Below are 6,493 nucleotides of genomic sequence, written 5' to 3'. Positions count from 1 at the left end.
ACATTCATCGGTTAACCAGCATCTGTCCTATTCAAAAAGCGGGTTACTTTACAGTCCCAGTTAGTTTCAGGTTCAGCGCCGGTGTAAGCCCACTCGCTCAGGGTGCTGATGCACGCCAGCAGGATGGATAATCAAAGCGACGGGCTTCGAGTTGGGTGTAGAAGTCGGGTTTCAGATCTCAAGATCAGTCAGCAGACACCCTGTTTCAGCACACTCCATGATGATCCAGTTAGACGTTGATCATCATCCTGCTGCGTGACTAACTCCTTAAAAAGCGTTGTTCATCAAACACCTTTTCGTTCTTTAACATGAAATAGACTGCACGCCCCCACTTGTGGGCCAGGGCCGATAAGGCTTTGGCTTTACCCATGCGTTTCTGGAAGCGTTGCAACAGTTTTTGTGCACCTGGATTGCCGCGCAGATAAAGCACCGCAGCCTCAGAAAAAGCCCACTTTAGATGGGCATTACCAATCTTGTTGCCCTGGGTGCCATAGGTCTTACCGGCCGATTCGGCTTTGCACTTGATCAGTCGGGAATAGGAGGCAAACTTCTGAACAGATTCAAAACGTCGAATATCACCCACTTCATACAGAATGGTGAGGGCCAGAATACGGCCAACGCCGGGAATGGTTTTTAATAAGTGGTAGTAGGTCGGCTGATGCTTTTTGGCCTGCTTTTCCAATAGCCATTCCACCTGGCTTAGTTCCCGGTGGTAGCACTCTAAAACGGCCATATCTAGATCGATATTGCGCTGAACGAGCGGGTCATCAAAGGTTCTGCCCAATTGTTCTCTGGCACTGACATTTTTTAAATTGACCTTGTTGGGTGGCAGGTTGTACTGACTCGTTGTGTTGACAACATGAGCTTTGAGATCAGCGCCGTGGCGAACGAGCCCAGTTCGGCGGCGAAGCAGGTCACGGGTAGCTCGCATGCTGCGTGGGTAGACATAAGCGAGGGGAAAATTACCGCCTCGAATAAGCGCCGCAATTTTGTAAGAATCCACGCGGTCATTCTTGGTTTTACCGCCATGAATGGCCTTCATATAAAGGGCATGACCGAGAATGAAAGTAATGCCCTGGTCTTCACAGAAATCAGCGATCCAGTACCAGCAGTGCATGCATTCAACCCCGATGACCAGATCGTCCAGGTAAGGTTCGATCAGATGAAGCAGAGGTTCTGGTTTGGCTGGAATCTCTTTATGCAGAAGGGTTTCGCCCTGCTGATCCAGGATGCAGACATACAGGCTACGGGCATGCAGATCAATTCCACAGTAGTGACGATGAGTGCTATTGTAAAAATTCATTGAGTCTTCTCCTGTTGGGTTTGGTCGCCTTTTCAGCTTAGCCAAACAGCTGAGCTGGGGGAGAAGGCTCAATGAGTATCAAAGTCATGCACAGCGACAGTTTTTCCGTGCGGCTTTGACTCCACTACAGAGCCACACGTGCTGTCGGTGTTGTGTGCTTAGAGGGAAAGTAATAATGGAAGTAACTATCGGTAATGATTCTGAACTGATCAATCTGGCTCAAGGTATCCGTTATCAGGTGTTTACACGTGAACAACAGATCCCCGTAGAGTTAGACCTTGATGGATTGGATGAGGAGTCATTCCATGCATTAGTAACAGAAAAAGGTGAGCCAATGGCTACCGCTCGCCTAACAGTGAAAGAAGATGGCTCTTCTGTTATGGCCAGGGTAGCGGTCAATGAGGAATGCCGAGGAATGGGAGTCGCTTCAAAAGTTATCCAGGCAATGATGCAATATGCGCAAAATATAGGTGTCAATTCTATTGAAATCCATGCTCATAGTTATCTTAGAGGTTACTACGAAAAGTTTGGGTTTGAGTTCACCAAAGAAGTAGAGATGGTGGGCGAACATCAGCTAATTGAAATGCAATGCCAAATAGTGCGCACATAACAAAGCATTTAAGCGTAATTCAGCATGCTTGGCACTTTTCTATGCGTTGGTTTTAGTGGTTAAGGTGCTATGCGCTAGCATTGGTATTGCACGCCTCATACCTTAACAGGGCGTTTCAAGTACTCTAGGGAGCAACCAAATGATTCGCGATTATCGGGCAGACGATATCGACCAAATTTTGGCAATTTGGCTATCTGCCTCGATTAAGGCCCATACCTTCATTGAATCTGCGTTTTGGGAATCAAAGGTTAGCGAGATGCGTGATGTATACATCCCTGCATCGGAAACGCTTGTATATGAAGCTGAGGGAAAAGTCGTTGGGTTCTATAGCTTGTATGAGAACAATCTTGCTGCGATCTTTGTGGTCCCTGGCTCACAGGGGAAGGGGTTAGGCTCAGCCTTGCTGGATGATGCTAAGAATAGGCGAAATCGGTTACAGCTCACTGTTTACAAAGAAAATACTTCGAGCATCAAGTTCTACGAGAAACACAAGTTCACTTTACTTGGAGAGCAAATCGATGAGCACACCGGGCACCCTGAACTCATCATGGAGTATCACCCATGACAAAGCGTGGGAATGCGCCGCCAGAAGTTCGTAAACTCGCGCCGCTGTGCTTTGCGTTATGCGTATAAACGTGAAAGGAGGAATAGATGAAATCCATTAGAACCTCGCTCATGTTTGTCGGGGAGAAAGCTGGGAAAGCCGAGGAAGCAACCAGGTTCTATACCTCACTATTTCCTGGTTCAAAGATCACTGATATTCAGCGCTACGAAGCTGGTGAGCATGAACCAGAGGGTTCTGCCAAGGTGGTTAGATTTACGATAAATGGCACCGAGTTCATGGCGCTGGACAGCCATCTTGACCACCCATTTACCTTTACACCCTCTATGTCATTGCACGTTGAGTGTGAATCAATGAGCGAAATAGAGAAAGTATTTCGGGCCCTCGCCGAAGGTGGCTCAGAGCTAATGCCGTTGGATAACTACGGTTTTAGCCAAAAGTTTGGGTGGTTGAATGATAGGTATGGTGTGTCTTGGCAGCTCAATCTGTCGAATTAGGGGGGTGGCGTGTAACTCCCTCGAGAATTTGAAGCGGCTATAAGTAGAAAATCCCGATAAATCGAACTCGGTAACCAATTCCCGAGTTTCGAGCAGTAGTAATTGTGGCTATCTTTGCAGCATTTCCATCACCGCCGAAGGTTGCCAGTTAGCAATCGCGTCACGAGTGGTAAACCTGGCTGCGCCCCCCATCAACCAGAATGTCGGTGGCATTAATAAAGCGTGCTTCGTCGCTGGCTAGAAACAGCGCCGTGTTGGCGACTTCATCGGCCTCACCGATGCGTCGGCACGGCAATAGATCGACTTGGTGTTGGCGTTCGGCTTCGCTTAAGCTGTCCAGCCAGGCCTGAGCGGGCGGCGTGCGGATTAGGCCGGGTGAGATAGAGTTGACGCGGATGCCGCGCGCCGCATATTCGATGCCCAGTGAGCGGGTCAGGCCGATCAGGCCGTGCTTGGCGACCGGGTACGGAAAGGCGCCGGGAATAATCTTGTGCCCGTGAACTGAAGCGATGTTGACGATATGGCCATACTCGCGGGCCAGCATGCCAGGTAGCGCAGCCTGAATGACCCGCCACGCGCCTTCCAGATTGACCGATAGGCAACGCCGCCATGTGGCTTCATCGGTTTCGAGCGGGTCTGAGAAAACATTGACGCCAGCGGCATTGATCACAATGTCGATTCGGTCCAAGGCGTTGCCAACTTCCGCGACTGCGCGATTTATCGCGGTCGTCTCGGCGACATCGGCTTCCACGCCCAGGACAGGACGGCCAATTTCGCGCTCAAGCCTAGCGCACTCCCTGGCGAGTGCCAGGCTATCCTGGTCTAGCAGTGCCACACTCGCGCCTTCGGAAAGAAAACGCTCAGCCGTTGCCAGCCCGATGCCGCTGGCCCCGCCGGTAATGAGTGCTGTACGTTGCTTGAGTCTCATGCGTGGTAATCCCGCTATTTATAATTGAGCTGATAGGTAGAGTGCGCCAGGAAGTCATGGCTGCCTTTTCTATAATAATTATTCCGTCCAACGCCATGTTCGGTCGTTCATGGTGTTAAGTCCATGGTTGAAGCAGGATAGGTTTCAGCTTCGCCCTGGGTTCATCCGTGGGTGTCAGTCGGGGCACGGCAAGCGCGCCATCTATTGGCGTAGGAACCTTTATGCTGTGAGCTTGGCTAAATCTTATTGTCGAAACGTCAACAGAGCCGAGGAAACAAGAGGAATGACCCTTAACCAAGGCAGCTGCATCATCGCTGTTATGTGTAAGCATGGAGATATTAATGGCACAAAAACTATTTTTTCCGGTGATTGAGACCGAGCGATTGACCATTAAACCGTTAGTAACAGATGACGCGGATAGTTTACTGGAAATTTTTGCTGATCCTGAGGTCATGCGGTATTGGCACACTGCTCCTTGGGCAACGATTCAGGATTCACTTGAATTTATTAATGACAGCCACGATTCGATGCAGCGTCAAGAGTCACTTGTACTTGGTGTGTATCTGAAGTCTACAGGCGAGTTAGCTGGAAAGTGCATGCTATTTAGCTACGACAAGGAATCCAAACGAGCCGAGATCGGTTTTGGATTAGGCCGTTCTTGTTGGGGTAAAGGCTATGTAAGCGAGGCGGGAGAGGCGTTGATTCAGTACGGGTTCAGCTCATTGGGACTTCGGAGAATTGAAGCAGAGATCGACCCAGACAATCAATCTTCTGCGAAAGCGCTAGAGAATCTTGGATTTTCTCAAGAAGGGCTTCTAAGACAGCGTTGGGAGGTCAATGGCGTCGTCTCTGACTCTGCAATGTATGGGCGGCTGATAAGTGATCGCCCTGCATAGCCAGACGCATGTTGTGGACGTTAGACCAAGAGTAGATTCTGGATATGACAATCCCAGAGATAACAAACGAAGCAATACAGGCACAATTAGTCGTAGAAGACGTCCTGGGTGATTCGATCATCGGTATTTATCTCTTCGGCTCTGCTGTCGTTGGCGGTTTAAGGCACGAAAGTGATGTAGATATTTTAGTCGCCGTCTCAAGGCCTCCTGGCTTATGGCAAAGAAAAGCCCTGGTTGCTCGGTTGATGGACGTATCCGGTGCGATTGGGAATTCTCAAGCCATCAGGCCGTTAGAACTGACGGTGGTGACAATTTCTGATGTTGTTCCTTGGCAGTTTCCGCCTCGGGCTGAGTTTGTTTACGGGGAGTGGTTGCGAGCGCAATTCGAGGCCGGCAGTGTTCCGGAACCAGCCCGTGATCCTGATCTTGCCATTGTTCTGAAGAAGGTAAGGGATAACAGTCTTTCGCTGTACGGAAGAAGCGCCGCTGAGGTTTTTGAGCCTGTGCCCATGTCTGATATTAGACGGGCAATGTGTCACTCCTTGCCCACTCTTCTGGCCGACGCTGCGGGCGATGAGCGTAACGTGGTTTTAACCTTGGCACGCATGTGGCGGACAGCGGCCATTGGCGATATTGTTCCCAAAGATACAGCGGCAGAGTGGGCGGAAGGGCAAGCACCTCCTGATCATGCAAGGCTATTGAAATATGCTCGGGAAGGTTATCTGGGGATAATTGAGGATAGATGGCAGGATAAGAATGAGGACGTTGCAGCGCTTGCCTCTTATTTGAAAAAATCGATTGAGGGGTGCCTTGATACCCCGTAAAACAATCCTCACATGCCTTTTTGCCCAAGTGGCGTTGGATGGAGTCCGTGCGGGTGACTGTACCTGTTGTCGTGCCGTTGAGACTAAGAGTGACTTCAGCCCTGCTGGGACAAGCGACTCCGCCGCTTCCATTACCCCAACACTTGCGGGTTAAGCTGCCACACGCTCCAGGTGAGCGCGCAGGCCAGGCTCACCCAAGCGAGGTAAGGCACCAGCAGTAGACCCGCCAACGGCTTGAGTCGCCAGAACATCACCAGCGTCATCAAAATCAGTACCCAAAGCGCGGCCACGCCGATAAAGGCGAGAGCGCCCAGTTGCCAGGCGAAGAAGAGCCAGCTCCATAAGGCGTTGAGCGCCAGCTGTATGGCGAACACGACAAGCGCGGGCTGGGCGTCGGGTTCACGCCAAGCAAGCCAGGCGGCAATGCCCATAAGGCCGTAAAGCGTCGTCCACATCGGCCCAAATAGCCAGGCGGGCGGTGCCCAGGGCGGTTGCACAAGCTCTGCGTAGAAAGAGGCCGCGTTGATGGAGGCCACCGATCCGATGGCGGCAGCAATATAGGCCAGTGCCAGCCAGCCAATCAGGCCCAGAATCTGTTTTTTGCGGGAAAGTGCACGCACATGAGCCTCTGCTGTAAAGTATGAAAATCACTTCAAGCGTAGTGTAACGCGATGGGGTCGGCCACGGCGGCGGTTGAGAAAGAATGAAGCATGGTTGAAGCGTGGCAGGCGAGCTAGATAAGGCGGCATTAAACAAAGGGAGTGCAACGTGACTGAATCGCTACAAACGCTGTTACTTGAACTCGAACAGTTTGGTGTAAGCAACGATAGGGCCATCACCGACCGGCCTCGCCGTATGTTGAACATCACTCGT

8 protein-coding genes are annotated in these 6,493 nt (G+C 50.9%); 5 read left to right on the top strand and 3 right to left on the bottom strand.

What is annotated here, in order from left to right; genetic code table 11:
* Window positions 1-259: 259 nt before the first annotated feature.
* Window positions 260-1,303 carry an IS110 family transposase gene (locus tag ACT3T6_RS17495; protein WP_193054174.1) on the bottom strand — a complete coding sequence of 348 codons (1,044 nt, stop codon included), beginning with the start codon at window positions 1,301-1,303 and terminating at the stop codon, window positions 260-262.
* 175 nt (window positions 1,304-1,478) lie between these two features.
* Here ACT3T6_RS17495 and ACT3T6_RS17490 point away from each other — a divergent pair, with 175 nt between their 5' ends.
* The 3 genes from ACT3T6_RS17490 to ACT3T6_RS17480 all read left to right on the top strand — a co-directional run bounded on the left by ACT3T6_RS17490 (window position 1,479) and on the right by ACT3T6_RS17480 (window position 2,972).
* Window positions 1,479-1,913, top strand: coding sequence for a GNAT family N-acetyltransferase (locus tag ACT3T6_RS17490; protein WP_193054175.1), 435 nt, complete (start codon window positions 1,479-1,481; stop codon window positions 1,911-1,913).
* A gap of 139 nt (window positions 1,914-2,052) precedes the next feature.
* Window positions 2,053-2,478, top strand: coding sequence for an N-acetyltransferase (locus ACT3T6_RS17485; protein ID WP_193054176.1), 426 nt, complete (start codon window positions 2,053-2,055; stop codon window positions 2,476-2,478).
* Window positions 2,479-2,564: 86 nt separating this feature from the next.
* A complete protein-coding gene (locus tag ACT3T6_RS17480; protein ID WP_193054177.1) occupies window positions 2,565-2,972 on the top strand; it encodes a VOC family protein in 408 nt (135 codons plus the stop codon).
* 160 nt (window positions 2,973-3,132) lie between these two features.
* Here ACT3T6_RS17480 and ACT3T6_RS17475 read toward each other — a convergent pair whose 3' ends face one another.
* Window positions 3,133-3,900, bottom strand: coding sequence for an SDR family oxidoreductase (locus ACT3T6_RS17475; RefSeq protein ID WP_193054178.1), 768 nt, complete (start codon window positions 3,898-3,900; stop codon window positions 3,133-3,135).
* Window positions 3,901-4,241: 341 nt separating this feature from the next.
* Between ACT3T6_RS17475 and ACT3T6_RS17470 the strand changes: the two genes are divergently transcribed.
* Both ACT3T6_RS17470 and ACT3T6_RS17465 read left to right on the top strand, forming a co-directional pair.
* Window positions 4,242-4,796, top strand: coding sequence for a GNAT family N-acetyltransferase (locus ACT3T6_RS17470; protein ID WP_193054179.1), 555 nt, complete (start codon window positions 4,242-4,244; stop codon window positions 4,794-4,796).
* Window positions 4,797-4,840: 44 nt separating this feature from the next.
* Window positions 4,841-5,620, top strand: coding sequence for an aminoglycoside adenylyltransferase family protein (locus ACT3T6_RS17465; RefSeq protein ID WP_193054180.1), 780 nt, complete (start codon window positions 4,841-4,843; stop codon window positions 5,618-5,620).
* Between the two features lie 131 nt (window positions 5,621-5,751).
* On the opposite strand, the gene ACT3T6_RS17460 is transcribed toward ACT3T6_RS17465, so the two are convergent.
* A complete protein-coding gene (locus tag ACT3T6_RS17460; RefSeq protein ID WP_193054181.1) occupies window positions 5,752-6,240 on the bottom strand; it encodes a TspO/MBR family protein in 489 nt (162 codons plus the stop codon).
* Between the last annotated feature and the right edge of the window lie 253 nt (window positions 6,241-6,493).

It is taken from the genome of Halomonas sp. 72 (assembly GCF_052379785.1).
Taxonomy (GTDB): domain Bacteria; phylum Pseudomonadota; class Gammaproteobacteria; order Pseudomonadales; family Halomonadaceae; genus Vreelandella; species Vreelandella citrativorans.
The sequence above is the reverse complement of the archived record's forward strand: the minus strand, read 5'-3'. Positions and strand labels throughout refer to the sequence as shown.

Coding starts and splice junctions, on each gene's coding strand:
- ACT3T6_RS17495 (WP_193054174.1), bottom strand. CDS start 1,303: ATGAATTTTTACAATAGCACTCATCGTCACTACTGTGGAATTGATCTG.
- ACT3T6_RS17480 (WP_193054177.1), top strand. CDS start 2,565: ATGAAATCCATTAGAACCTCGCTCATGTTTGTCGGGGAGAAAGCTGGG.
- ACT3T6_RS17485 (WP_193054176.1), top strand. CDS start 2,053: ATGATTCGCGATTATCGGGCAGACGATATCGACCAAATTTTGGCAATT.
- ACT3T6_RS17465 (WP_193054180.1), top strand. CDS start 4,841: ATGACAATCCCAGAGATAACAAACGAAGCAATACAGGCACAATTAGTC.
- ACT3T6_RS17475 (WP_193054178.1), bottom strand. CDS start 3,900: ATGAGACTCAAGCAACGTACAGCACTCATTACCGGCGGGGCCAGCGGC.
- ACT3T6_RS17470 (WP_193054179.1), top strand. CDS start 4,242: ATGGCACAAAAACTATTTTTTCCGGTGATTGAGACCGAGCGATTGACC.
- ACT3T6_RS17490 (WP_193054175.1), top strand. CDS start 1,479: ATGGAAGTAACTATCGGTAATGATTCTGAACTGATCAATCTGGCTCAA.